Source organism: Winogradskyella helgolandensis (assembly GCF_013404085.1).
GTDB classification, from domain to species: domain Bacteria; phylum Bacteroidota; class Bacteroidia; order Flavobacteriales; family Flavobacteriaceae; genus Winogradskyella; species Winogradskyella helgolandensis.
This window is the reverse complement of record NZ_JABFHO010000001.1, coordinates 392,835-418,848: the sequence shown is the minus strand read 5'-3', so window position 1 is coordinate 418,848 and position 26,014 is coordinate 392,835. Positions and strand designations below refer to the sequence as shown.

Annotated in this window: 23 protein-coding genes; 19 read left to right on the top strand and 4 right to left on the bottom strand. The window is 32.9% G+C overall.

Features of this window, described 5'->3' with window-relative positions; genetic code table 11:
- Position 1: 1 nt before the first annotated feature.
- From HM992_RS01550 to HM992_RS01540, 3 genes are all read left to right on the top strand, one after another.
- On the top strand, positions 2 to 2,344 hold the full coding sequence (locus tag HM992_RS01550) for a M56 family metallopeptidase (protein WP_179318379.1): 2,343 nt from the start codon (positions 2 to 4) through the stop codon (positions 2,342 to 2,344).
- A 9-nt stretch (positions 2,345 to 2,353) separates the two neighbouring features.
- Complete coding sequence (locus HM992_RS01545; RefSeq protein WP_179318377.1) at positions 2,354 to 3,484, top strand: tetratricopeptide repeat protein; 1,131 nt, start codon at positions 2,354 to 2,356, stop codon at positions 3,482 to 3,484.
- Positions 3,485 to 3,598: 114 nt separating this feature from the next.
- Entirely contained in the window at positions 3,599 to 4,075 is a 477-nt protein-coding gene (locus tag HM992_RS01540; RefSeq protein WP_179318375.1) for a hypothetical protein, read from the top strand.
- A 72-nt stretch (positions 4,076 to 4,147) separates the two neighbouring features.
- Here the strand turns inward: HM992_RS01540 and HM992_RS01535 are convergent, their stop codons facing one another.
- Together HM992_RS01535 and HM992_RS01530 are read right to left on the bottom strand one after the other, a co-directional pair.
- Positions 4,148 to 5,296, bottom strand: a complete 1,149-nt coding sequence (locus HM992_RS01535; RefSeq protein ID WP_179318373.1) for a glycosyltransferase family 2 protein — start codon at positions 5,294 to 5,296, stop codon at positions 4,148 to 4,150.
- A complete protein-coding gene (locus HM992_RS01530) occupies positions 5,296 to 6,216 on the bottom strand; it encodes a lysylphosphatidylglycerol synthase domain-containing protein (RefSeq protein WP_229720425.1) in 921 nt (306 codons plus the stop codon). Before HM992_RS01530 ends, HM992_RS01535 begins: the two co-directional genes overlap by 1 nt.
- 75 nt (positions 6,217 to 6,291) lie before the next feature.
- Here HM992_RS01530 and HM992_RS01525 point away from each other — a divergent pair, with 75 nt between their 5' ends.
- From HM992_RS01525 to HM992_RS01495, 7 genes are all read left to right on the top strand, one after another.
- Positions 6,292 to 6,930, top strand: a complete 639-nt coding sequence (locus tag HM992_RS01525; protein WP_179318371.1) for a cell envelope biogenesis protein OmpA — start codon at positions 6,292 to 6,294, stop codon at positions 6,928 to 6,930.
- 12 nt (positions 6,931 to 6,942) lie between these two features.
- The gene (gene ruvC, locus HM992_RS01520; RefSeq protein WP_178986751.1) at positions 6,943 to 7,497 is read left to right on the top strand and encodes a crossover junction endodeoxyribonuclease RuvC; all 555 of its coding nucleotides are present in this window, start codon (positions 6,943 to 6,945) and stop codon (positions 7,495 to 7,497) included.
- 37 nt (positions 7,498 to 7,534) lie between these two features.
- Complete coding sequence (locus tag HM992_RS01515; protein ID WP_179318369.1) at positions 7,535 to 7,900, top strand: hypothetical protein; 366 nt, start codon at positions 7,535 to 7,537, stop codon at positions 7,898 to 7,900.
- 54 nt (positions 7,901 to 7,954) lie between these two features.
- Entirely contained in the window at positions 7,955 to 9,082 is a 1,128-nt protein-coding gene (hemW, locus tag HM992_RS01510) for a radical SAM family heme chaperone HemW (RefSeq protein ID WP_178986753.1), read from the top strand.
- Positions 9,083 to 9,084: 2 nt separating this feature from the next.
- A complete protein-coding gene (locus tag HM992_RS01505; RefSeq protein ID WP_179318367.1) occupies positions 9,085 to 9,834 on the top strand; it encodes a cyclase family protein in 750 nt (249 codons plus the stop codon).
- 47 nt (positions 9,835 to 9,881) lie between these two features.
- Positions 9,882 to 10,493, top strand: a complete 612-nt coding sequence (locus tag HM992_RS01500; RefSeq protein WP_179318365.1) for a DUF4230 domain-containing protein — start codon at positions 9,882 to 9,884, stop codon at positions 10,491 to 10,493.
- Between the two features lie 102 nt (positions 10,494 to 10,595).
- Positions 10,596 to 13,652 (top strand): CHAT domain-containing protein, encoded by a 3,057-nt coding sequence (locus HM992_RS01495; RefSeq protein WP_179318363.1) that lies wholly within the window; start codon positions 10,596 to 10,598, stop codon positions 13,650 to 13,652.
- Here HM992_RS01495 and HM992_RS01490 read toward each other — a convergent pair.
- Together HM992_RS01490 and HM992_RS01485 are read right to left on the bottom strand one after the other, a co-directional pair.
- Positions 13,632 to 14,357 carry a tetratricopeptide repeat protein gene (locus tag HM992_RS01490; RefSeq protein WP_179318361.1) on the bottom strand — a complete coding sequence of 242 codons (726 nt, stop codon included), beginning with the start codon at positions 14,355 to 14,357 and terminating at the stop codon, positions 13,632 to 13,634. The genes HM992_RS01495 and HM992_RS01490 overlap by 21 nt on opposite strands.
- A complete protein-coding gene (locus HM992_RS01485) occupies positions 14,350 to 14,907 on the bottom strand; it encodes an RNA polymerase sigma factor (RefSeq protein ID WP_179318359.1) in 558 nt (185 codons plus the stop codon). Before HM992_RS01485 ends, HM992_RS01490 begins: the two co-directional genes overlap by 8 nt.
- Positions 14,908 to 14,992: 85 nt before the next feature.
- Between HM992_RS01485 and HM992_RS01480 the strand changes: the two genes are divergently transcribed.
- From HM992_RS01480 to HM992_RS01440, 9 genes are all read left to right on the top strand, one after another.
- A complete protein-coding gene (locus tag HM992_RS01480; RefSeq protein ID WP_178986759.1) occupies positions 14,993 to 15,442 on the top strand; it encodes a hypothetical protein in 450 nt (149 codons plus the stop codon).
- Positions 15,443 to 15,445: 3 nt separating this feature from the next.
- Positions 15,446 to 16,270 (top strand): DUF4412 domain-containing protein, encoded by an 825-nt coding sequence (locus HM992_RS01475; RefSeq protein WP_179318357.1) that lies wholly within the window; start codon positions 15,446 to 15,448, stop codon positions 16,268 to 16,270.
- A gap of 27 nt (positions 16,271 to 16,297) precedes the next feature.
- On the top strand, positions 16,298 to 16,948 hold the full coding sequence (locus HM992_RS01470) for a hypothetical protein (protein WP_179318355.1): 651 nt from the start codon (positions 16,298 to 16,300) through the stop codon (positions 16,946 to 16,948).
- A 109-nt stretch (positions 16,949 to 17,057) separates the two neighbouring features.
- Positions 17,058 to 17,654 carry a hypothetical protein gene (locus HM992_RS01465; protein WP_179318353.1) on the top strand — a complete coding sequence of 199 codons (597 nt, stop codon included), beginning with the start codon at positions 17,058 to 17,060 and terminating at the stop codon, positions 17,652 to 17,654.
- Positions 17,655 to 17,733: 79 nt separating this feature from the next.
- The gene (locus HM992_RS01460; RefSeq protein ID WP_179318351.1) at positions 17,734 to 18,087 is read left to right on the top strand and encodes a hypothetical protein; all 354 of its coding nucleotides are present in this window, start codon (positions 17,734 to 17,736) and stop codon (positions 18,085 to 18,087) included.
- Positions 18,088 to 18,171: 84 nt separating this feature from the next.
- Positions 18,172 to 21,018: a T9SS type A sorting domain-containing protein gene (locus HM992_RS01455; RefSeq protein ID WP_179318349.1), complete on the top strand. Its 2,847-nt coding sequence runs from the start codon at positions 18,172 to 18,174 to the stop codon at positions 21,016 to 21,018.
- Positions 21,019 to 21,029: 11 nt separating this feature from the next.
- Entirely contained in the window at positions 21,030 to 24,833 is a 3,804-nt protein-coding gene (locus HM992_RS01450; protein WP_179318347.1) for a DUF7619 domain-containing protein, read from the top strand.
- A gap of 5 nt (positions 24,834 to 24,838) precedes the next feature.
- Positions 24,839 to 25,534 (top strand): hypothetical protein, encoded by a 696-nt coding sequence (locus HM992_RS01445; RefSeq protein WP_179318345.1) that lies wholly within the window; start codon positions 24,839 to 24,841, stop codon positions 25,532 to 25,534.
- 62 nt (positions 25,535 to 25,596) lie between these two features.
- Positions 25,597 to 25,956 (top strand): MmcQ/YjbR family DNA-binding protein, encoded by a 360-nt coding sequence (locus HM992_RS01440; RefSeq protein WP_179318343.1) that lies wholly within the window; start codon positions 25,597 to 25,599, stop codon positions 25,954 to 25,956.
- Positions 25,957 to 26,014: the final 58 nt, after the last annotated feature.

Genomic DNA, 26,014 nt, shown 5'->3' with positions numbered 1-26,014 from the left:
TATGTTGTATTCTATTCTTCAAATCGTCGCTTTTCAAGCCTTGTTTTTATTGATTTACGATTTGTTTTTAAAACGAGAAACATTCTTCAATTATAACAGAGCGTATTTAATAATTACATCGGTTTTATCACTTGTATTGCCATTTATTAAATTCCCGCAACTAAAAACGATGGCAACTAAAGATATGGTTATTCATTTACCAGAAGTGTTTATTGGAACGAAAGGACCAACGGTTTATGATATACAAATTGCAGAACAAGCTGGTATTGTTTTAGAGCAGCCACAAACACCAATTTGGCAAACAATTGCATTAATAGGTGTTGCAATAGCATCCCTAATTTTTTTAGTAAAAATCACCAAGTTATTATGGTTAAAATATAAAAACCCTAAACGCTGGAAAGGCAATGTTCTTATTGTGAACTTAATAAAAAGCAGTGCTGCATTTTCATTCTTTAATACCATATTTTTAGGAGAACGTATCTCAGAATCTGAAAAGCCAACTATTTATGAACACGAGTTGGTTCATATTAAAGAATATCACACCGTAGATTTATTGTTTTTTGAATTGCTTAGAATTGTATTCTGGTTCAATCCTTTGGTATATATCTATCAAAATAGAATTAAAGAACTGCACGAATATATTGCCGATGCCAAAGCTGTAAAGCAAAGTGGAAAAGCAGAATATTACACAAGTTTACTCAATCAAGTATTAGATGTTAATCAGGTGTCTTTTACTAATACATTTTTCAATAAATCATTAATCAAAAAACGAATCGCTATGTTACAAAAATCAAAATCAAAACAGCTTCATTTGTTGAAGTACGCACTATTAATTCCTATGGTTTTTGGAATGTTGATTTATACATCTACTGAGGTTAGAGCGCAACAAAATATAGACTCACAAGAAACCTTGGTTGATCAAGAATTGACTGATGCCGAATTAATCAAAAAATACTATGATAAAATGGTCTCTATGAAAAAAACTGGAGCCACATTTTTTGAAATTTCTGATTTTGCTGGGATTAATACTTATAGCACAGAGAAATATTTGCTTTCTAGAACAGAATTCTTAAAGCTAAAAGCTTATGGACAATATATTTCCGACGGTATAATTCAAAGAAAATCTGAAGAAGGTACATTGACTCAGAAAGATATTAATACTGTAAGTTTAATGCGATTAGACAAATTTGAAACTTATGCAGATTTTAAGGCGTTTAAAAACACAAAAGCAGAAAAAGAACGATGGGAATCAAACACCCAAGATGGTATTTTAAAACTTTATGTTGAAGATGCTGGAAATAAAACAGATGAAGAAACCAAACGTTTTAATGCTTTAATCGATCAGCTTGAGAATGATGAATATTTTAAGAAGTTAGTTATCTCAAGTAATAGATCAACTATGATAATAGACTCTCCTAAAGCTCAAAACCGAGAAATTCATATTTTAAAAAACGATGAACAACGTGTAGAAGTTCCATTCTCTGTTGTAGAAGAAAGTCCTACATTACCTGAGTGTGAAGACTTAGAAAGTAATTTCGAACGAAAAAATTGTATGAGTAATTTTGTTAATAAACACATTGGTAAAAATTTCAATACAAGTGTCGGAGATAATTTAAGTCCAGGAAGAAAACGTGTTTTTGTACAGTTTAAAATTGATACCGATGGTAGTGTTAAGGATATCGTAGCGAGAGGGCCAAGCCCAATGTTGGAGGAAGAAGCAAAACGTGTTATCGCAACCTTACCTCAATTTATACCAGGGAAACAAAAAGGAAAAGCTGTTGTAGTGCCTTTTTCTATACCAATTGTTTTTCAGGTTGCAAGTAAAGGAATTGATACTACAAATGTTGATGAAACGAAAAACTTGAAGGAGGCTTTATATAATTCGTCTAATAAAAGAAACAAAAAAGAACTTGTCGAATTTTTAAAAGAAGAAATCAAAAAACTAGAAAAAGATATTGAAAGATCGGAAGCTGTGCCTTTTAGCGAAGTAGAAGTTGCGCCAATTCATCCCGATTGTGAATCGCTGTCTAACACTATAGAACTTAAAGATTGTTTAGCTCATGCTATTAATAAGCTCGTTGGAAAAAATTTTAATACTGATCTAGCAAATTCTTTAGGTTTACCAGCAGGTCAAAAACGAATTTTCACACAATTTATAATAGATAAATCAGGAAACGTAACCAATATCGTAGCAAGAGGACCACATCCTAAATTAGAAGAAGAAACTATTAGAGTTTTAAAGTTATTGCCAAAGTTTACGCCAGCCACACAAGGAGGTGAGGTAGTAGATGTATCGTATGCTTTGCCGATTGTTTTTCAAATTCATGATTCTAAAAAAGACTAATTACTGCTTATGAAATTAATTTTAGGGTTTTTGTGTTGTGTTTTTGCTATCCATTTAAATGCTCAAAATATAAAAGAGGAAGCAGATCATCTTTATGTTAATGGTAATTATTCCAAAGCCATTGAGACGTATAAAACTCTTCCTAATTTAGATGCTGTTTATGATGATATTGCAAAGGCAAATATGGCTATCGGCAATTATGGTGAAGCTATAGTGAATTATGAAAAAGCGATTACAGCCAACCCTAAAGACCTTTTATTTCAATACGAATACGCTAAACTTTTATCTAGAACTAAAAAGTACGATAAGGCAAATCAGCTGTTTTTAAACTTAATTGCATCTGATAGTTTAAACCCTAATTACTATTATGAGTTAGGTATTGTATTAGAAAAGCAAAAGGATACTACGGCATTACAAGAGTTTATTAATACTTATACTCTAGATGACACCCATCAAAAAGCGATTTTTAAGATTGCAAAACATCATTTAATAAAACGAAATTTTGTAGAGGCTCATGGGTATATCGATCGCGGTTTAGAAAGTTATGAAAATAATGTAGAGCTAATTAGCTTGAAAGCACAAACCTATTACCATCAAGAGTATTATACGCATGCTGTAAGTTGGTTTAATAAGTTGTTAGATTTAGGTGAAAAATCAGAGTTTATTCATGAAAAGTTAAGTCTGAGTTATGCCCAAAATTCAGATTATGAAGATGCGATTTACCATAGAAAACAAGCTTTAAAATATAGTCCAAATGATGCTAATGCGATTTTTGTTATTGGTAATTATTATCAACTGTTAGAGAACTTTGAAGAGGCTGAAAAACATATTTCATTAGCTTTGATGCTGAAAGATCTTCCACTTTCTGACGAATATCAACAATTAGGAACCATTTTGAACCGTCAGAAGAAATACGACCAAGCTATTAAAGCCTTTCAAAAATCGTTAAAAGAAGATCCTACTAATATGATGTCTGAGTTTTTCTTACTGAGAACGAAAGATGAATACTATGCTGATGTTGATAGTAAAATTAAGCTGTACGAGCAATTTATTGAGAAAAATAAAAAAAGCCCATTTGTGAGTTATGCTCAAGGGAGATTAAAAGAATTAAAGGAGGAAAAGTTTTTAGAAGGAGACTGAAATTTCCAATACGAAATACAACCAACACCATTCTTGTTTTTATTGTCTAAAAGCGAAGCTGTCTAGCCTCATTTTGAATAAAATATCGTACTTTTCGCTATTAGAATGCTAGTAATGAATCGAATTGTTTGTCTTTTAATCTTGCTTATCGTAACCTCGTGCGATTATTTTGAAAAGAAGAAAGTTTATCCTGAAGAGCTTCTTGAGGAAGAACTTCAAACGTTTAATTGGAATGAGGTTGATACCTATCCAACATTCACCAATTGCGAATCTCTGACTGAAAAAGAAGAACGAAAAATCTGTTTTCAGAACACCTTAATTACTAATGTCAACCACTATTTAGAATCGCAAAATTTAATCGTTTCTAATGATGTTAATGATACCATTACGCTAAAAATTATTATTGATAGAACTGGGTTATTAGAAGTAGAATCTATCAATGTTCATCCTGAAACGGTTCTAGAAATTCCTGAAATTGATAGTCTGCTACGTCAGAGTTTAAAAGGTGTTCCTAAAATATATCCAGCCATTAAAAGAAATCAGCAAGTCACCACTGCGTTTGAGTTACCAGTGATTGTGAGAATTAATTAAAATTCTCTAGCTTCCTTTGTACGATTTTTATACCCTATACACAGTAATTTCAAATAAGAATAATCAAAGCTGTTATTTAGAAAAGCGTCTTCCTTTCCATTCATATGATTTAAAGAAGGATAAAAAGGCGATGTAGACGTTAAAAATTGGATATACAAGACTTGAAAACACAAAAGAATATAAAAGTATTTCCTGTTTAAAAAAACGTACGGTTTTAAATAACAATAGGAAATCAATACTCCATTTAATTATAAATAAAGCAATGGCTATTTTAAGTGTGATACTATTGAAATATACGGCTGGAATTAGTCCTAAACACACCAAATTTCCTAAAATTACTATTAATCCAACGACTTTCGTAAACCAATTTTTATTTTGACTGGTTTTAGCAGCCCAACGCAAACGTTGCTGAATTAAATCTTTAGTGCTTTCTGCAGGATTTGTGGTGACAATCGCATTATTAGATTTTAGATAATGGACGTTTTGAGCATCTTGTTTTATGAATTTTTCCAGAAGAAATATATCATCTCCACTAGCAATAGTATCATTCCCTTCAAAACCATTAACCGAAAGAAATTTTGATTTTTGGTAGGCAAAATTAGCACCATTACAAAGTATTGGTTTTTTAATTCCGAAACTACCCATTGTAGCACCTTGTAGACTTAAAAAATCTAGAGTTTGAAAGCGATTTAGAAAAGAGGTATTCCCATGATACGTAACAGGAGCAACGATGCAATTTGAGGATTTTAATTGTATGAGTTCATCAAAAGTATCGAGCCAATATTTCGGAAGGATACAATCGGCATCTGTTGTAATTATCCAATTAAATTTTGAAACTTTAATAGCCGATGTTATCGCATCTTTTTTAGGTGAATTTGAAATTCTCTTATTTTTAATAATTTGAATATTGTTAAATTGAGTATCATTCGTTTTTCTTGAAGTACCGAGAATATTTTCTATTATCGCAACCGAATTGTCCTCAGAATCATCATCAACTAAAATAATTTCAAACATAGACTTTGGGTAATTCAGTTTTAAAATTGATTCTAATAATTTCGGAAGGTTTTTAGCTTCATTTCGAAACGGAATTATAACAGAGAATTTCGTTTTAGGAGGTAAATCTTGTACTTTAAAATCATCAACCTTATCAAAACCATAACTCAGCCAACCTATAATACATAGATAGGTAATTGTAGCAAAAATGAATATAAATGACACCATTATTCTACTAGTTTTGGAAGTTTAAAGTTAAGCACAAAATAACTTCCAAATAGACTCGGAATAACAAAATTGAGTAGCCACATGAGCGTTGTAATAGATAAAACGATAAGCTCATTCACATCAAGATAACTAAACAGAAATACGGCAATACTGCCTTTAATCACCATGTCAAAAATTGAAATGGTGGGCACAATCGACGCCAATAGGTACATACTCGTTATGACAATCATAGCCTCATCATAATTGATGTTAACACCAAAGACAGTAAGCAAATAATAAAACTGAAATGAGAAGATTAAATATCGAATTAAAGACCATCCTAAATTTAAACCATGCACTTTTAAAGGAATCAATTTTATAAAATTGAGTAGAGAAGCGATTGAAAATCCTTTTATTTTGAAACGTTTTTGAGTCATGCTAAACAAAGCAATCAGTCCAATCAATAAAATAAGGGCTCCAACACTTGCGACTTTCCTATAATTTATATCAAGTTGGTAACGATTCACAAATAGTATAAAACCAACACCACCTAAAATAGTGGTTATGGTCATTTGCGCCATGTTGCCTAGAAGGTTGAGTAATACAATTTTTGTTCTAAGAGTTTTGGTGTAGTAAATGGCTTTTGCTCCATAATCTCCAATACGATTTGGAGTGATTAACGAGGCTGTTAAGCCACCTAAGCTTTGTTCTAATGCTGATTTAAAGGAAATAGGTTTAACAATGTTGACTAATTGTTGCCATTTTAAAATTTCGAAAAACCAGTTTAAAAGACTTAAAACAATCAATATTATGGTGTTTTTTAATGAAAAAGTATCATTTTTATATAAAAAAGACACAAATTTGTTGAATTCTAAATTTTTGTTTTCAATAATTTTAGAATAAATAAAACAAAATGCACCAACAACAATACTCAACTTCATAAGTACAAAGAAGAATTGTTTAATTTTGTGAGGTACATTGTAAGGCATACTACAAATAAAATCAAAAACTAACAGATGCAATACTATTTTAAACAATACCTTTTCTTTTTTGTTGTCGTTTTTATAACGTTAAATAGCCAGGCGCAACTAAAAGACACTGCACAATGGAAAGCGATGTTTGCGGTGGGAATTAACTATCCAACAACAGACGGATTTGTAAAAGGTTCTTATGCTAAGGCTGTAAATTTTCCAACTGTAAATTTAGGAATTCAACACATGCTAAAACGTCAATATGGTGTAAAACTAGATTATGGTTTTAGTCGGTTTAAAAATGATGACGATTCACCAGATTTTAAAATTAACTACTCCAGAATTAACGCTCAATTTGTTTTTGATCCTTCAGAGTACATAGGTTTTTTGCCCATGCGCTTAAGAACAGTTGTGCATGTTGGTCCGGGTATCACCTTTGTAAAACCATTGGGGACATTAGGAGACAATAAACAGACGTTTATGAATCTTATAGGTGGTGTAGAGTTGCATTATGCTATAAATGAAAAAGTTTCCGTTTACACCGATGTTGCTTACGTTTATGGATTGACGTCTTTAGATAATTACGAACCTGCACTGAGTGGTTTAGGAGCTTTTAATGGCAGTGTTTTTAACCTTACCTTTGGCGTGGCAGTTTCGTTAAGCGGTTGTCGATATTGCGATTAACTAATAGGATACATGAGCAAAGAAAAAATTATTTTAGGCATAGATCCTGGAACTACAATTATGGGTTTTGGACTCATAAAAATTGTGGGTAAAAAAATGGAATTTCTGCAACTCAATGAGCTCATGTTAAAAAAATATGATGATCATTACCTTAAGCTAAAACTTATTTTTGAACGTACTGTAGAACTCATTGATACTTATCATCCCGATGAAATTGCAATTGAAGCACCTTTCTTTGGTAAAAATGTACAAAGTATGCTCAAATTAGGACGCGCCCAAGGTGTGGCGATGGCAGCAGGTTTGTCTCGTGAAGTTCCGATTACAGAATATGCTCCCAAAAAGATTAAAATGGCAATCACAGGAAACGGAAATGCCAGTAAAGAGCAAGTCGCTAAAATGTTACAAAGCATGTTAGGACTTAAAACGATTCCTAAAAATCTAGATTCCATGGATGGTTTAGCAGCAGCCGTTTGTCATTTTTATAATGAAGGTCGTGTTGAGGTTGGTAAAAGTTATTCTGGTTGGGGAGCTTTTGTGAAGCAGAATGAAGATCGTGTTAAGAAGTAAGCAGTTTACAGTCTCAGTATTCCGTAAAAAATAGTAAATGAGAGTCATTATCTTACTTGTAATATGCAGTCAGTCGCTTTTGAGTTTTAGTCAAGGGCAAGTTGAAATGAATGCTATTGCTCAAGAACATTGGTATCAATCTCAAAAAATTAAAGATTCGTTAATTCTTGAATTAAAAATTATAAACAAAACGGATTCAACATTTGTGGCTTCTTTTGAAGCCTCAGAGAAACTTTGGGATACTTTTGTTGCAGAACAATTTAAACTCAAATTTCCAGCGTATGAATCTTGGGAAACAAGACGAGAAGTTTACGGAAGTCAATTTGATATGTTGCATTTTAATTTTTTGAAACTCTATTGCGATTTAAGAATTTCAACGTTGTATGACTTATTTGAAGACTAAGAAAAAATTTGAATGAAACCCACTGCAAACGGCTATTGAATACTGAAAACTAATATGAGCGGCATCTACATCCACATCCCATTCTGCAAGCAAGCATGTCATTATTGCGACTTTCATTTTTCAACCTCTTTGAAGAAAAAAGACGAACTCATAAATGCATTATGTCAAGAATTAGAACTTCGTAAAGATGAATTCAAAAATTCAAACGTAGAAACTATTTATTTTGGAGGTGGAACACCAAGCTTATTAACCAATGATGAATTACAATTTATAATAGATTCCGTTTATAAAAATTACAAGGTTTCTGACACCCCAGAAATTACACTTGAAGCCAACCCAGATGATTTATCTAAAGACCGAATAATAGAACTTTCTAAAAGTTCCATCAATCGTTTATCTATCGGTATTCAATCTTTTTTTGAAGCCGATTTAAAATTGATGAATCGCGCACACAATGCAAACGAAGCTAAAGAATGTTTGTCTGTGGCGACGCGCCACTTCGATAATATTTCTTTAGATTTAATTTATGGCATTCCAGGAGCTTCAAACGAACAATGGTTAGAAAATATAGAAATGGCATTAAGTTTTAATGTGCCCCATATTTCAAGTTATGCCTTAACCGTTGAACCAAAAACAGCGTTAGCGTCATTCATTAAAAAAGGAATTATTAATAATGTAGATGATGAGCAAGCGCATGAGCAATTTCATCTTTTGAAGGCTAAATTAGAGGCTTCAGGATTTGTACATTACGAGCTATCTAATTTCGGAAAAGAGGGTTATTTTAGTAAAAATAATTCGGCCTATTGGCAAGGGAAATCTTATTTAGGAATCGGACCTTCGGCCCATTCATTTAATGGGAAACAACGAGGCTGGAATGTCAGTAACAATTCAAAATATATTAAAGCAATTCAGCAAAACGAGTTGCCAATAGAAATAGAAACCTTAACCAAAACAGATCAATATAATGAATACGTAATGACGGGTTTACGAACTATTTGGGGAGTGTCGTTTGATAAAGTTGAAAGCAATTTTAGTAGCGCTTTTAAAGATTACTTAATTGAACATTCCAAAATTTTTATAAATCAACAATTATTGTATATTGATGATGGGCATTTACGCGTCACGAGAAAAGGTCAATTTTTATGTGACGGTATTGCTAGTGAATTATTTAAAATCAACTAAGCGTGTTAGCAACAATAAAATTCAAATCAAAAAAAAGAGTCATAGATTTATCTCAACCCTTAGATATTTCAATTCCAATTACAGGACAACCGAATAATGTTAATGCTTGGTATGTAGATCCTCCTAAGATCGTACCAGAAATTATAGATGGGGAAACAATTAGTGTAGCCGATGGTGCTGCAGTTAATTTTAACACCATAACTTTTAATCCGCATTCACATGGTACGCATACCGAAACGGTAGGTCATATTACAGAAAAAGTCTATTCTATAAATCAGTATTTAAAGCAGTTTTTCTTTTTGGCAGAGGTCGTAACGGTTGCACCAGAAAAGTTAGGTGAGGATTATGTGATTTCACGTAAACAATTACAATTTGCATTAGGTAATAAAAAGCGCGAAGCCATTGTGATTAGAACCATGCCAAATACGCGTGAAAAACACACTAGACAATACTCAGATACAAATCCAACCTATTTATTGGAAGAAGCTGCAAATTATCTAAAATCTAAAGGGATTAAACACCTTTTAATAGATCTGCCAAGTGTAGATAAGGAACAAGACGAAGGTGAACTTTTAGCGCACAATGCGTTTTGGAACACTAGTGGAAAACTACGACTAGATGCGACCATAACAGAATTTATTTACGTGTCTAATAAAATTGAAGATGGAGAGTATATGTTAAATCTTCAAATTGCACCGTTTGAGAATGATGCGAGCCCGAGCAAACCAATTTTATATAAAGTAATAGACTAATTACATGTGACATTAGCCTTGTGCAAGTGTCATATACTTAAAGACGCATGGAAACATTTTTTATAATTATCATTAGTATTTTAGTAACCTTAGGTTTGGTGACTATCTACAACCAATGGAAAACCAAAAAGGTTTCTGATAAGCAATCGATTTTAATATTAGACAAAATAAAACGGGTTTGTAAATTTGTAACCGTCGAAGGTGATTTTGCAGAAATATACCATTATGAAGACGTAAAAGCGAAATTCCTAAAGCTTATATCTAGTCGAAAAAAAGCATTAGTGGTGATAAATGCCAAAGCACACATTGGATTTGATTTGAGTAAAGTGCAAATGTCTGCTGATTCGGCATCAAAAACAGTGACATTTTCTCATTTTCCTCAGCCTGAAATTTTATCCATAGAAAGTGATATTAATTATTATGATAAACGCGATGGTATGTTCAACAGGTTTGAAGCGGCCGATTTAACCGATTTACACACTAAAGCAAAAGCACATATTTTAGATAAAGTTCCCGAAAGTGGACTATATAATATTGCAAAACAAGAAGCCTTAGAAGCCATTCGTCTTATTGAAAATTTAGTGGAAACTATTGGGTGGACATTGGATTATTCTGCTTTGAAGATAGAAGGAGAAGCTGATAAGAAAATGTTGAAATAAGGATGCAACATTCTTCATTTTTTTTATAGTCTGTATTTATAGGGAAAAGGCAGGTTTTGAATAGGTTAATTGTTTAAATTTAGAGAAAATTAACCAATAAAAATGAAACGCTATCCTTTCATTTACATCTTTTTAGTGTCGCTTTCTTTTGTAAATGCTCAATCTATTTTTCAAAAAGATGCTTTTACAATTCTTGCCGACTCTTTACATGTAAAAGGGGAGTATGACCAAGCTTTATTGTTTAGAAAGCAGGCGATGCAAACTCAAAATAGTGCTTCAGCAGATTATCAAGCTTATTTAAAGGCTAAATATTTTCATACCTATTCTGCGCGTATGGAATTTAAGAGTTATGACTACCATAATGTAGATAAGGCAATCACTAAAAAGGTTCGGGAGCAGTATCTAGATAGTGCTTTGCAATCGGCTATAAGCGCTAGAGATTTATATAGTAGAGAGAAACAACCAGATAGAATATTTCAGTACCAAATTCAAAACCGTATATATCATCAAACGGCGTATTTAGGGAATTGGGAACACGCTTTAGAACAGGCCCAATTGGGTTATGAAGTTTTAAAAGATACACTGTCTTATAAAGACAAATCCTTTGTAGATTTAATTTATGATATTGGGTTTATCTATAGTGCACTAGGCGATTATTCTAAAGCCGTAGAGCATTATCAAACCTCACTCGATTTATATAAAAGTATTATTGGAGAATATAACACGGATGTTGCGCAAGCCTACAATAATATTGCCGTAGAGTATAGATACCTGGGGTTAAAAACAAAGGAATTGGAATCCCTTTTGAAGGCAAAAACCATTTGGGAAACGCTTGATGAAAACGATAGTCAACAGTTCCTTTACAGCTGTTATGGTAATTTATTTTATTGGTATTCCTATTATGGGGATTTTGATAAAGCGGAAGAATATATTTTGAAAAAAGATAAACTAAGAACCGATGCTAAAACCACTACTAATAATCTTCTACTAAGAAATAAGGAGGAAATTTACAAAGATAAATTATCTAATTGGTACGATTTAATGTTACATTATTCTCGAAAGAAGGATACACTAAAAAGTATTTATTATACAGACAACATAATAAAAACAATAGATACTCGTAAAAAATTATCTAGGTTCGAAGTGAATACGTTGTGTTCTTCATTGAAGTTTTACACGTCAATTATCGCTGATAAGCATCCTGAAAAAGCATTACAGTTGCTAAATAAAGCCATTGCTATAAAAGAAAAATATAAAACGGTTTACTACACTAAATCTTTTAGTTTTAAATTGTACAAAGCCGAATTGCTTTTGGAAGAAAGGAGATTTAATGAGGCTTCAGTATTGCTAAAAGACTTAGAGGATCTAAAGGATAGTGAAGAGACTTTAAGTCAATTTAAGTTGGCGATTTTAAATGCGAAAACAGCGCAAGCTTTACATCAGAAAGTGGTTTCTAAAACTTATTTTGATGATGCTTTTACACTATTGAATAATTCTAATAAAAATAGTAATAATATAAAAGTTGAAAACTTAAAGCCCTTAATTTCATTTGAAACTATTGCTGGATTTTTGGCGATGGGCGATTTTTATTTTGAACTTTATAATGAAGACCATTCTAAAATTAATTTAGAAAAAGCAACACATCGCTATACGTTGGCTTCTGAAATTTACAATCAATTATACTTAGGGCAACGCTATAATCAAAGTTTATTTTTAAACTATAATGCTATAAATGAAGGTTTGTTAAATGTGGCTTTAGCCCAACCCGATAACACGAGTTTGTTATCCGAAATTTTAAATAGTATTGAGAATAACGGTTCAAAATTAACATGGTCTAAATTTGTTTTTAACAACCAACGACAGCAATTAAAGATTCCACAAAACTTAATTAATCAAGAAGAGGGTCTTAAAGCCCAACTTAATTTTTATCAGAAGACCTTAATTGAATTGAACCAAGATTCAGAAGAAAAAAAATCGCTTTGGCAGAACAAGATATATGAATTGAAGAATGATTTAAATAAACTACAAGATTCAATAAAACAGAAAAATAAAACGTACTATCAATTTAATGTTCAAAAGTTTGATATTACAAGTTTACAAGCAGATTTGAAAGAAGAGGAAGTGATTTTGAAATATATATTTACGGAGGCTCATCTTTATACTTTTCTAATAACTAAAAATGAGATTAAAATCTTATCTGAACGGAATAAAGAGGTTGTTTTAAGTGCTTTAAAAGAAAGTTTAGCTGCTTTAAAACAAAGATTGCCCAATTACCAAGAAAGTTTAGGAAACCTCTCTACTTTATTACTAAATCAAATCAATTATCAGGAGTATAAAAACTTAATCATTATTCCAGATGGAGCTATACATTATGTCCCTTTTGAAGCACTTATTTTAGATAGGAAAATGCCGTTGGTAAGTTATGCATCATCTTTACTCCTGTATCAAGAACAGAGAAAGACCAAATTAAGCTTTAAAACTGTAAATATAGGAGCATTTTCCGCTTCAGATATGCAATCAAAATTGCCCAAGGTATCACATGAAGTAAACTCAATTCTTAACATTTTTGATGGATCTACATTTTTAAATGCTACAAAAGCAGATTTTGAGAGTCAAGCTAAGCAGTTCAATGTATTACATCTTGCTATGCATTCTAAAATTGATGAGGTACATCCGGAGTTTTCATCACTGAGTTTTTATGGTGAAGACGATAATCAACTTTTTATTTCAGAATTGTACAATGAAAGCCTAAACGCCAACATGGTTGTATTAAGTGCTTGCGATACTGGTAGCGGTTTTTACGAAAATGGAGAAGGTGTTATAAGTCTGTCTAGGGCGTTTAATTATGCTGGAGTTCCAAGTACCGTAATGAGTTTATGGAAGGTAGATGATGACGCTACGGCTAACATAATGAGCTACTTCTATAAGCATTTAAAGCGTGGTGAATATAAAGATGAAGCGCTAAAAAATGCCAAATTAGATTATATAGAAAATACTGATGATGACTTATTAAAGCATCCCTATTACTGGTCGGGTTTTGTAATAACAGGTAATACCGATGCTCTTGTAGAGGCAGACAATTATTGGTTCTATCTTTTAATTATTCCTTTTATTATAATTCTGTTTCGGAAGCAGCTATTACAGTTTTTCAAGAAGTGAACTAGCTTCTGGTCTCTTAAATGTTTCGTCTGAATTTAATAAAGATTTCAGCTCTTGTTTTGCTTTTTCTATTTGCTTTGTTTTTATATAAGCTAAAGCCAAATACCAATGCGATCGATTTGTTAATATGTCAGAATACTTCAAATGTTCTTCAAATTTGGTAATTGCATTTTCATAATCGTCTATGGCTAATAACGAATTTGCTTCATAGAATAATAACTCTGAATTTTTTGAATCTTGATAAGCCTTTTGAAACAATACAATAGCTGGTTTATAATCGGCTTCACTATAAGCTATAAATGCATTATTTACAGTCGTTTCATTATCCGTTGAACGTATTATTGGAGAGGTTACGTTTTTTGAAGGTTCAAAATAGGATGAGAATAATTGGTCTTCATCAAGTTTAGAATTCATGAAAAAATTCAAACTTAGCATTATTAATATAAGTCCTGCAGCTGCAATCAGCGGTTTAAGCCATTTGTGAGTTGTTTTCTTGTCATGCTCAGAATAATCATCTTCGTATGATTTTAACTGACTTTTAAATTGTAAGTCATCTTCTTTTTCAGAAACCAATTTGACTTTTTTGAGAAAGTCTACGTCTTTTTTAAAGTCGGAGTCACTTTCATAAAGTTTGTCAAATTCCAGAGCTTCGTTAGGGGTCAAGCTCTTAGAAAAATACTTTTCTATTAGTGTTTCGTTACTCATTATTTAGGGGATTTTTTATCAGGTTTTTCAATGTTTTCAGGCAGCGCGATTTTTGACTCCGCACTACGGCTTCATTTTCATAACCCTCTAAAGTTGCTATTTCATCATTAGTTAGTCCTCTGTAAAAACTCAATGTTAACATTTGCTGGCAACTTTTTCCTAATTGCTTAAAATAATGGCGAAGTAATTCTTGCTCTTTGGTAAGCTTTTCTGATGTATCTATAGCGATTTCTTCATAATCAGCGTTTACTTTATGTAGTAAAACATCATAAGATTGCTTGGAGGAATATTCTTTTAATTTGTTGTATATGAGGTGTTTCCCTATACCAAAAAGATAGGTTTTAAAGCTGCTATTGATGTCCTGTAGTTTTCCGGAAATCGCATGCTTTCTAATGGCTAAAAATGCTTCTTGAAAAATATCTAAACTATCGGCTTCATCAATATTATATTTTTTAGAAAAGAAAATAAATTCATTTCTATAATCGCTATAAATCACTTTGATGAGCTTGGTGTCATCGTTTTTTAGAGCATCAACAAAATGTTGTTCCATAGAAATTTAGAAATTTTTTTTTAGAAGATGTTAACATCTGTGATTTTTCCTTGACTAAAGATAAATCATTCTAAATCAAATCAACATGAAAACTAAATTATTTCTTAGCCTAGTAATTTTAACGTTTATTTTCCAGCATTCTTATTCGCAAAAGCGAATTTCCAAATTTACAAAAATAGTTTTTGTTGTCAATGAAACATCTAACACCATTGATGCCTTAGAGCTATTTGATCAGAAAAAATCTAAAGCGCTCATTAAAAAATATCCAAAAAGTAAATTCTTTCTTGGTTTGTTAAATGGTAAATACAAGATTGAAGACAATTTAATTAAACCTAATAAAGGAGCTGTATTAACGATGTACACTAGTAAAAAAGCAATTCCGGGAGATATGTTCATTCCTGGTGACATGTTTTTGCCAGGAGATCAATTTCTGCCTGGAGATCAATTTCAACCAAGACGTTCCTTTAGTATTAATAAATCAAAATTTAAAGTAAAAAAAATCAATGTGTCCACACTAATTTTTAAGACAGAATAACCTATGAAAACTCAAAATAAACACTTAGGAACAATACGTTTAATTCTTGTTTTGGTGCTTGTGGTCTTTTTAATGCCAAATGCCAATGCTCAATTTTTTAAAAAGCTAAAAAACCGCGTAGAGGAAAAAGTAGAAAATGCAGTTATTGAAAAAGCGGCTAATAAAGCTTCTGAAAAAGCTACAAAATCTATGGATAAGGCTTTTGATACTAATCCTTTTGGCGGCAGCAAAGAAAAAGCAGATGCGTCGCTAGTTGCCGACTCTTATGATTTTACTTGGAAATATTCATTGAAAATGACGACCAAAGAAGGCGAAATGGTTTTTGATTATTATTTAAAACCTGGCGCTTCTTATTTTGGATTTACTACTGCAGTCATGGAAAGTATGTTTACAGTTATGGATAATGAGAACAAGGTAACAGTAATGTTCATGGAATCCGAAGGCAATAATATAGGTATGGTAAACCAAATGCCAGAGTTAGATATTGAAGAAGAAAATAACGAATTAGACCAATTTAAATTTGAAGTGCTACCAGAAAAAACAGTAAATGGTTTTAACTGCAAAGGAGTTAAAGCTACTAATGAGGAGTATGAAATGGTCATGTATTTCACTAACGAAACTGAAGTGAGTTTTGATGATATTTTCAAAAACAAAACCACTAAAATACCAGCACAGCTTAAAGATTATTTTGATCCTAATGAGAAAACACTAATGATTTCTATGGATATGCAAAATTTAAAAAAGAAACAAGAAAGCGCAACGATGGAGTGTATTGGCTTGGAGGACGTGAAACGGAACATGGAAAAGTCGGATTATAAATTCATGTAAAAAAGTGAAAAATTTAAAACATCATCTATGAGAACAGGTCCTAATATATTGAAAACACTATTGCCACTAACGCTTATGATCGTTTTTATGACGTCTTGTAAGGAAGATTCAAAATCTTCTGGTACAACTGAATCTAAGGTTGTTGAGGGATTGTTGAATGAAGTGACTGGTAAAAATGAAAATATAAATGATAAATATGCTGAACTACGTAAAGAACTAGGTACAAAAACACCATTAACGAATAATCAACTAATTGAAGCATTCCCAAGAAGATTAAAAAATCTAAGTATAGATAGGTCAGAAGAACATAAGCTTGAACCTAAAATTATTGGAAGTCAAAACGTTGCAGGACATTTTGGAGATGATACTATAAGAATTGAAATTTTAGACGCAGCTGGCCAGAAAGCTGTTGGTGCGATTATACCTTTAAAAATGTTAGAGCTTAATAAAATAACTTCAGAGAGCAACAACACCATAAGGTATTCAAAAAAAGAGCGAAACGGCATATTAACCTTTGGAACTGATCGCGATGAAAATACTAAAGCAGATTTTCAATCTGAACTGAGATTTCTCTACAACAACCGGTTTTATGTAACGCTAGAAGGCAAAGCCATGGACACTAATGCACTTTGGGATGCCATGGGAATTGAAAATCTACAGAAGTTTAAAAATTTATAGCAATAGGTGAAACCTGTTGTTTATAGTCATTCAGTAGGTTTAAAAATAGAAGTCGGAAGGATAGTTTTCGATTAATTAATAATAAAAAGACAACTCATAAAATTATCTCATGGTCAAATTTCTAAAGAAGCATAAAACGAAAATTGTAAAGACCAATTTACTAATTCTATTGATTTCTATGATGGCATTCGCCTGTAATAGTAAAGATAATAAGGTGGATAGCGCTCAAAATAAGATAGTAGCAAAAAATGAAAACCCTATAAAAAAGGCTGTAGTTGATTCCCCTTGTGAATTGGTTTCATTGCATGAAATAAAAAGCATGTTTGCCATTGAAGAATATCCTATAGAACTGAAGGACGTAGTTTACACCTATCCAACTTGTATTTATAAATGGGAAGACGAAAAGGTGACTACATCAAGATCATTTGGAGGTCAAGAATTTAAAACGGCGAAGCCTAGTGAAGTTTTAGTTGTGATGGTAAAAAAGGCTAACGAAACCATGTTTAAGCAATCCACATCAGTTTACAAACAGCCTCAAGAAATTCCTAATTTAGGAGCTTTGGCAGTTTGGGATTCTAGGATGTCTCAGTTGACGTTTCTTTCAAACCATTATATGTTTCATGTACATGTTAAAGTATCTAATGACGACCATGATAACAAACAAAAAGCCATAGCGGTTGCTCAACTTATTATTGGAAAAATCTAGAAATAAATAATAGAAATCAATTTATAAAATAACAATATCACCTTCAAGTTTTAGAAAAACAATTAAAACCATAAACCAAATGAAAACTCAAAAACACATGACACGTTCAAACACTTTATTAATCACTTTACTCATAACTTTTATCGGAGTAACGGGTTGCGGTGGCTCAGACGATGATGGCAACTTTAATAATACGGATTGTAATGATTGGACGGAACACTATTTAGCTCAAGCCAATGCATATTCGGCAGCATCTAACGCTTATGCTACCGATCCAACCTTAGCCAATTGCCAAAATTATAAATCTGCTGGCTTAAATTTTATAGATGCCTTAGAAGATGTTATCGATTGTGTCCCAAATGCCAATAGAGAAGGGTTTTTGGCAGATATAGAGCAATATAGAGATGAAATTAATACGACGGACTGCAATTAAATAACGGCTTTCCAACAGTCTGATTTTTCTAAATAAACCAGACCGTTTAAAAAAAGAATTACATAACCAATACAATCTTTTATCATGAAAAAACAACTACTAATTCTGGCTTTTATTCAGCTTTCATTTATGTCATTTTCACAAACTACCTATACGGTTAACAGCTCAGCGGATTTGCCAGATATTAATCTCAACGATTCATTTTGTGGAGACTCCCAAGGTAACTGTACGTTGCGTGCAGCCATTCAAAACGCCAATAAAACAAGTAATAAAGATAGTATAGAATTTGATATTTCTGGAAATGCACCATTTGTGATTACGGTTACAGATGTATTACCTCCTATAGAACAACCACTTATTATAGACGGTAGAACACAATTAGATTATATCAACTCACCAATAATTGAAATCGACGGTAGTAACTTGCCGTTAGGTAAAAGTGGTTTGCAACTCATTGGTACTTCTACAGGAAGTGAAATTTACGGTCTAAGCATTGGCGGCTTTAAACGAATATTAGAATATCCATATAGTTTTGGTTTTGGCGTTTATTCAAATACAGGTGATCATATTTTTCAATCCAATTATATAGGGATTAAACCCGATGGTACCACTATTAATACTAATACTGGAGGTGGTTTGTATTTTAATAATACGGGAGGAAATGTGATTGGAGGCACGGAGCCTAATCAAGGCAATGTCATATCAGGAAATGGAGTAGGTGGACTCACTTTTGAAGGGTCTGAAACAAATTCGGCTGCAACAAATAATCTTGTTCAAGGCAATTTAATAGGTACGGATGCCTCCGGAACCTTAAATAAAGGAAATCGTTTTAATGTTCAGTTTTTAGATGCACCCAATAATATATTAGGAGGAAATTCTGCGGGAGCTCGTAATATTATTTCTGGGAGTAGTGCATCTGATGATAACACTGTAGGAACGGGAGTAGCGCTTTCAGGGTCCGAGTCTTATGGTAATTTAATTATAGGAAATTATATAGGTACAGATATTACAGGAACGGAAACTATTTCTAATGTTAGAGCTGGTGTTATGGTATTATTTGGAGCAAATAATAATAGTATTGGAACAGACGAAGTAGGTGAGGGAAATATAATCTCAGGCAATGGACAATACGGCATTTATTTTCAAGGAAACACAGCGGGACCTGTGGTTTCTAATAGTATAAAAGGCAATTATATAGGTGTAGATGTTACAGGTAACTCAGCATTGCCAAATCAAATAGGCATTATGATGCTTACAGGTGAGAATAACAATAATACTATTGGTGGAACAACAGCCAATGCTAAAAATGTGATTTCAGGAAACTCAGTAGATGGAATTACTATTATTAGTGGTGAAAATAATCAAATTCTAGGGAATTATATTGGCACAAATGCTTCAGGTACATCAGCAGTAGCTAATTATGCGGGTATTTATTTACAAGATAGTAATAATAGCATTGGTGGATCAGAAGTGGGTTCTAGAAATATTATTTCTGGTAACTCTATTGGAATAGAGATTTCAGAAAGCACATCGAGTGGGTCTATAGTGCAAGGGAATTATATAGGTTTAAACGCCTCAGGTGATGATGCCATTGGCAATGTTACAGGAATATCTTTATCAACGTCATCAACCAATAGTGTTATTGGTGGAACAGACCTTTTAGAAGGAAATATCATCTCAGGAAACAGCAATATTGGATTGTCTCTTTCGGGAACATCACACACCATTCAGAATAATTATATAGGCTTAAATCCTGCAGGAAATGGAGTCATAAAAAATGCAACGGAAGGATTAAGATTGTCTGGGACTTTAACAGGAACCCTAGTATTAGAAAACACAATTTCTGGTAATGGCACAATTTCAAGTCAATCTAAGAATGTCAACTTCCATGGAGCCAATGACGTTCATTTTATGAGTAATAAGGTAGGGACTTTACCAGATGGAAATACCGACGTCACAAATATTGGAGTTGGTATTTTATTGAATAACAGTAGTAACAACATTATTGGAGGAAGTACCTCTAATGAAGGGAATACTATTGGAGGTCATAATTTGAGTGGAATAAATGTATTCTTTGCCTCAAACAACAACACTTTTGGTTATAATCATATTGGTGCTGGTTTAGATGGAATTACCAATATTGGAAACGGTCTTCATGGGATTTCAATTACAGGTGCAAATACAGGTAATACAATTACAAATAATATCATAACAAACAACCAAAAAGGAGTTGAGCTAAGTCCTATTTTAGGTGTTTCTACTCAAGTAACAATTTCTGAGAATAGTATGTTTAACAATTCGGTTTTAGGAATTGATTTGATCGGCACCACAGAAAATGATGTGGAGGATGCAGATACCGGAGTTAACAATCTTCAAAACACACCAGAAATCAGTGCGATTGTAGATTTAGGTGACGATGCTTTAGAGGTGACATATTCAGTTCCGAGTCCTATAACGAATTCTGTTTATCCTATGGTGATTGAATTTTTTGGAGCAACAAATGGTCAGGGGAAATTTTTCATTGAGGCAGACAACTATCTTGAACCAGGAAATAAAACCGTTACATTAAACCTTCCTACCGGATATGATGTGGATGATTACCTCAATATTGTAGCAACAGCTACTGATGCGAACGGAAACACGTCAGAATTTGGAATTTCCACAGACTCTACATTGTCTATAGTGCAGTTGGCAGATGATACATTCAAACTATATCCAAACCCAGTTTCTGACCGGTTGTTTATTCAATCACCAGCTTCAGGAAGCTATGATTTAGAGTTGGTAAATACTTTGGGGCAGGTGATTTTAAGTCAAAAAAATAATAAGGCTTCAATAGAATTAGAGGTTTCAAAGTTAACTAATGGACTTTATTTTATGAATATTTCATCTGAAAGCGGCAATTCTGAAACCATAAAATTTATTAAAAAATAAATACACTAGCCATGAAATCAAAATTACTTATCAGTATAGGCTTATGTCTTCTAGTTAATGTTTTAGAAGCACAAGTGCAAAAAGTAGAAACTTACCTCGTAGGTACAAAAGTGACCTATTATCCTAACCAATGTGGCAATACGATAGCTGAGGCTCAGGGCAAAGTCACTTTTTGTGACAGTCAGAATAACTTGGGAGTGGTAGAAGCCAGTTACGGGCTTAATTATAGAGCTATTAGAAAAATGGTCCCTAATTACTATAACGATGACGAAGTGTTTGTAACACAAGCGGGAATTTCAATAAAAAAAACCGATGGTACTTGGCAAAACATTCCAAACTTTGTGATACCAAGAACAACAACTAATTCTGCAGACGCTAGAAGAGCAGTTATAGACCATACAGGGAAATTATTCTTTTTTCATGGGTTTAATTTTGGTTTGCATTATTTAGACCTAACCACGAATACATTTCATTTATTATCCTATGATACAGCAACTGGTGGAAGCGTGAGTAATTACACCAATTCATTTGCTTATGATAGTAGTACAAACACCACTTATATTGTTGCAGTATCTGGTGGATCTTATAAAATTTATAAACATGAAAACGATACCTTAAGTCTTCTCGGAAATTTACCAACAACGGTTACTGGAGAAAATAGTGAAAGCACGCTACTCTTTGCTAATGATGCCTTGTATTATGGAACCACTACAGGCTTATATAAATTAAATAAAAGCACGATTGCCATAGAGGAATCCTACTTAACGGATACATCTCAATATATTGTAAATGTACAGGACGTTGCTGATGATGGAAATGGAAATCTATGGTTGGCAAATTTAACAGGTACAAATGGTGTTATATATAAATTTAATATGGCAACTGAAGCTATTGCTGCGTTTCAATTAGCAAAAACACCAACACAAAATTATTCTTTTAACAATTTAGACATTGATAATAATGGAAAGGTTTGGGCAACAGCTCATAATTTATCCGGTTTTGTGGAATTAGAACCTGATGAAACCAATCCTATTTGGACTATAAGAACCTTAGACGATATGGCCGCTTTAGGTTTTAAAATGACCTATTCACCTTCAGAAGTATATAAATACAATAACAAGATTTATATTATGACGACTAGTAATACGTCATCTTCAGCCGATATTAATTACGAAGCTATTGTTGATGATAATGGAGTTTGGATTGGTATAACTGACGACGAGCCCAACAACCTTTCTGATAAAATGTTGAATAGATATTATTTTGCTTATCCAGATGCTGATGGTATGTGGTTTTACGACTATTATGATGGAGGCATATTGAGTTACGTTTCAAACACAGACGAGTTTAGAAAACAATATAATCTGGGAGGGACAAGCTCTTTCATTTTAGATGTTGATGGCAATCCAATAATCAATTACCAAACATTGAAAAAAGTGTATATGCCTTATGTAGCAAATTTACCAAGTCATGGCTCTAGTGCAATTACCCAATATCATAGATACAAAGATCAGATTTGGATGTTTAGTAATTCGGCTAGAAAAATTTTTGTTTATAAATATAATCAGTTGATACAAACATTTAATTTAGATGAAACTACTTATAGTAATTGGTACGATTTTACACCAGATATTAATGGTAATGCTTTTTTCGCAAAAAATGTGGGAAGTGGAATTGAATTTAAAAAGTTCGATACTACGACGCAAACCACAACAACTTTTATAAGTACCGTTAGTTTAGGAAGTGTTAAAGAATTAATACCATTACCAAATGGTAATGTCGCTGTTATTTGTTCAAGCGGTATCTTTTTGTTTGATGGAACAACATTAAAAAATATTGGTGTCAATGACTTTTCTGCATTATATAATATTGTTGCAGGAGTTTCAGACATTAATGGGAAGATTTGGATGTTAACCAATGATTCTGCTCGGTTGATTAGCATTGAAAACCCAGAAGATTCAACTCCTGTTTTTTCATCCATTCAAATAGAAGGTGGTTCAGGATTGATTCCATACAATTCTTTTTACAGACCAAAAGTATTGGCAATTGATGCCAATGGCGCATTTTGGTCGCATGCGTCCACCAAATGGATGAAAATCACAACCGATAATACAGCACCACAGTTTTTAAATGAGGGAGTCACTTATGGTATTACAGGAAATGTATATATGGACATCAATGAAAACAATCAATTTGATGTTGATGAAGGCTATCCGAATCAAAAATTAGCTTTAAAAACAAGTACAGGAGCCATTTATGAACTGTACACACGTGCAGATGGAAGCTATTATTTTCCTTATTTTGAAGGCATAGGAACTTATGATATTACGCTTCCTGTGTTAAGTCCATATGTAGTTGCACCAGAGCGTCAACGTATCTCAAATGTAACCGATTTAAATGCCGACACAAATGTTACTGATATTCAGCTTCAGCCGAAAAACATAGAATCACTTTTAATAAAATCATCAGCAAAACAAGGAGCTTGGGCATTTACACGTTCCAATTTCGAAAACACGTTTACCACGGCCATAGGGAATTTGTCTTATACTAAAGCATTTAATAATGTTGACTTTGATTTTGTCTTTTTCAATATCGAAGAAGGTACTAATAATATATTACCTGCAATTGATGAGGTAAAAATAACACGATTACAACCCTTACAACCGTTTCATATTATAGATAATCTCACCATTGAGCCTAGAAGCCATAAGTGGACACCTAATGTAGATCCAAGTACCTATTCTTCGACCATTTTATCTTTAACTCCAGTTATAACTACAGTTGCCGATACTACAAAAGTGTCTTTCACTTTGCCACAAATAAGCCCATTAGACACGTATGTGCTTGAAATTAAAACCGAATTATTTACACCAGCCAACAATGGGGCTGTGGTGAGTTATGGAGTAGGAAAAACGGCTAGTGATGATTTTGGTGATGGTTCACCAGAAATGAATGTTGTGGAGCTCATTCCAAGAGAGCCTGATGGAGGGCAAGGTTTGCCAGAGTTAGGTGGGCCTTATAGAACACCTGAAGAAATTTATGAAGAGCCACCATACGAGGAAAGAAAAGATATCTATTCCGACGGTCCTTACAATACACCAATCCGTTCTTCTTACGATCCTAATGATAAATTGGTAAATCCTGGGGTGCCAGATGCTATTAATGAAATTCCTTTATACGAAAAATGGTTGACGTATACCATACGTTTTCAAAATGAAGGTAATTTTTCAGCAAAAGATGTTTTTGTAGTAGATTCCTTAGATCAGAAATTTGATAAATATTCATTAACCCTGTTAGAGAGCTCACATCCATTATCTATCGAAACCATAAAATCGGGTGATGAGAATATTGTAAAATTCAACTTTAACGATATTTATTTAGACTACACGGCCAATGATGAATTGGCAAGTCAAGGCTATATAAAATACATGATTAAAGCCAAAGATGATGTTGTTGTCGATGATATTATGGAAAACAGAGCAGCAATTTATTTTGATCAGAATGAGCCTATTATTACCAATTTAACTCAAAACAAATATGTTGAGGTCGTACTAAATGTCAATCAATTTGATAGCGATAATCATAGCGTAAAATTATGGCCAAACCCTGTAGATACAATGGTAAATATTAAATTAACAGAAGCACTTCCGTTTCGTGTTAGTGTCCATAATTTATTAGGTCAAGAGGTACAATCCAATACTAACTTTAAAACAAATCATTTGTTGGATGTGTCAGCTTTAAATACAGGAATTTACCTTTTAACGGCAACTACTGAAAACGGAGATGCTCAATCTATAAAATTCATTAAAAACTAAACTTTATGAAAAACGTACTCTTATGTATTATTAGCATTTTGGTATTCAATTTTGCACAATCTCAAAGCCAGCCGAAAATTGAAGACTATCCCTTTGGAAGTTTAGATGTTGATGTTATGGTACTGCCTTTTGGTATGGAACAGCCTATAAAAATAGGAAGCATGTCAAAATCTGGAGACATAAAATTTGATATTCCTCAAGAGCTTCCTCAATTATCAAAAGAAACGGAAGACAATTTTATGAACGATGTGGCTTATACGCTTTTTGATGTTTGCGATATTAACATGGTTTCTGGAAATGACAATATTAAATCCGTTGAAACCGGAGCGCTTTCACTTTGGACAAAAGACAAGCGTTATGTTGGTGTCATTTTTACAGTTTCGGATGAGAAGCTCTTGCCGTGGATAGAAGATCCAGGTTATAATGAGCCTATTTTAGGATCGTATTTTGAATTGATTTATGTAGCTTCACCTTTTAATTATAAAGGAGAATGTACACAAACACGAATGCTAGACAGCGGTGATGCGGAAATTATATTTAGCTATGATCTCGACTTAAAAGCCGGTTTTAACTTCATTGAATATAAAATAGATCATATTTATAAAACCGACCCTAATGTCATGGCCTCTTTCCCAGATAAAATTTCGGTAACCAACGTCGAAGCCATTCCAAATAGTAAATGGATAGGAAAGTATTTTTAAGACACTATAAAATTCAGTAATTTTAAACACGTTCAACCCCTAAATTTTGAGCGTGTTTTTTTATGAATATAGAGGAGTACAGAAATTACTGTTTAAGCAAGAAAGAAGTCACCGAACATTTTCCTTTTGATGAAGATACGCTTGTGTTTAAAGTTTTAGGCAAGATGTTTGCTCTAGCGTCGTTAAAGCGTTGGGAAAATGGCGAAGCTTTTATTAACTTAAAATGTGATCCAGAATATGCTCAAGAATTAAGAGCAGAATACGAGAATATAAAACCAGGTTACCATATGCACAAAAAGCAATGGAACAGCGTATATGTACATTCTGGAGAGCTCTCTCCAAAACTCATAACAGATTTAATAGACCATTCTTACGATATGGTGGTGAAAGGACTCCCAAAGAAATTGAGAGAAACCTTGTAAAATGGCTTTTCCATTCGTCGACACTTATCGACCATCCGTCTATACTAAATAGCGCTCA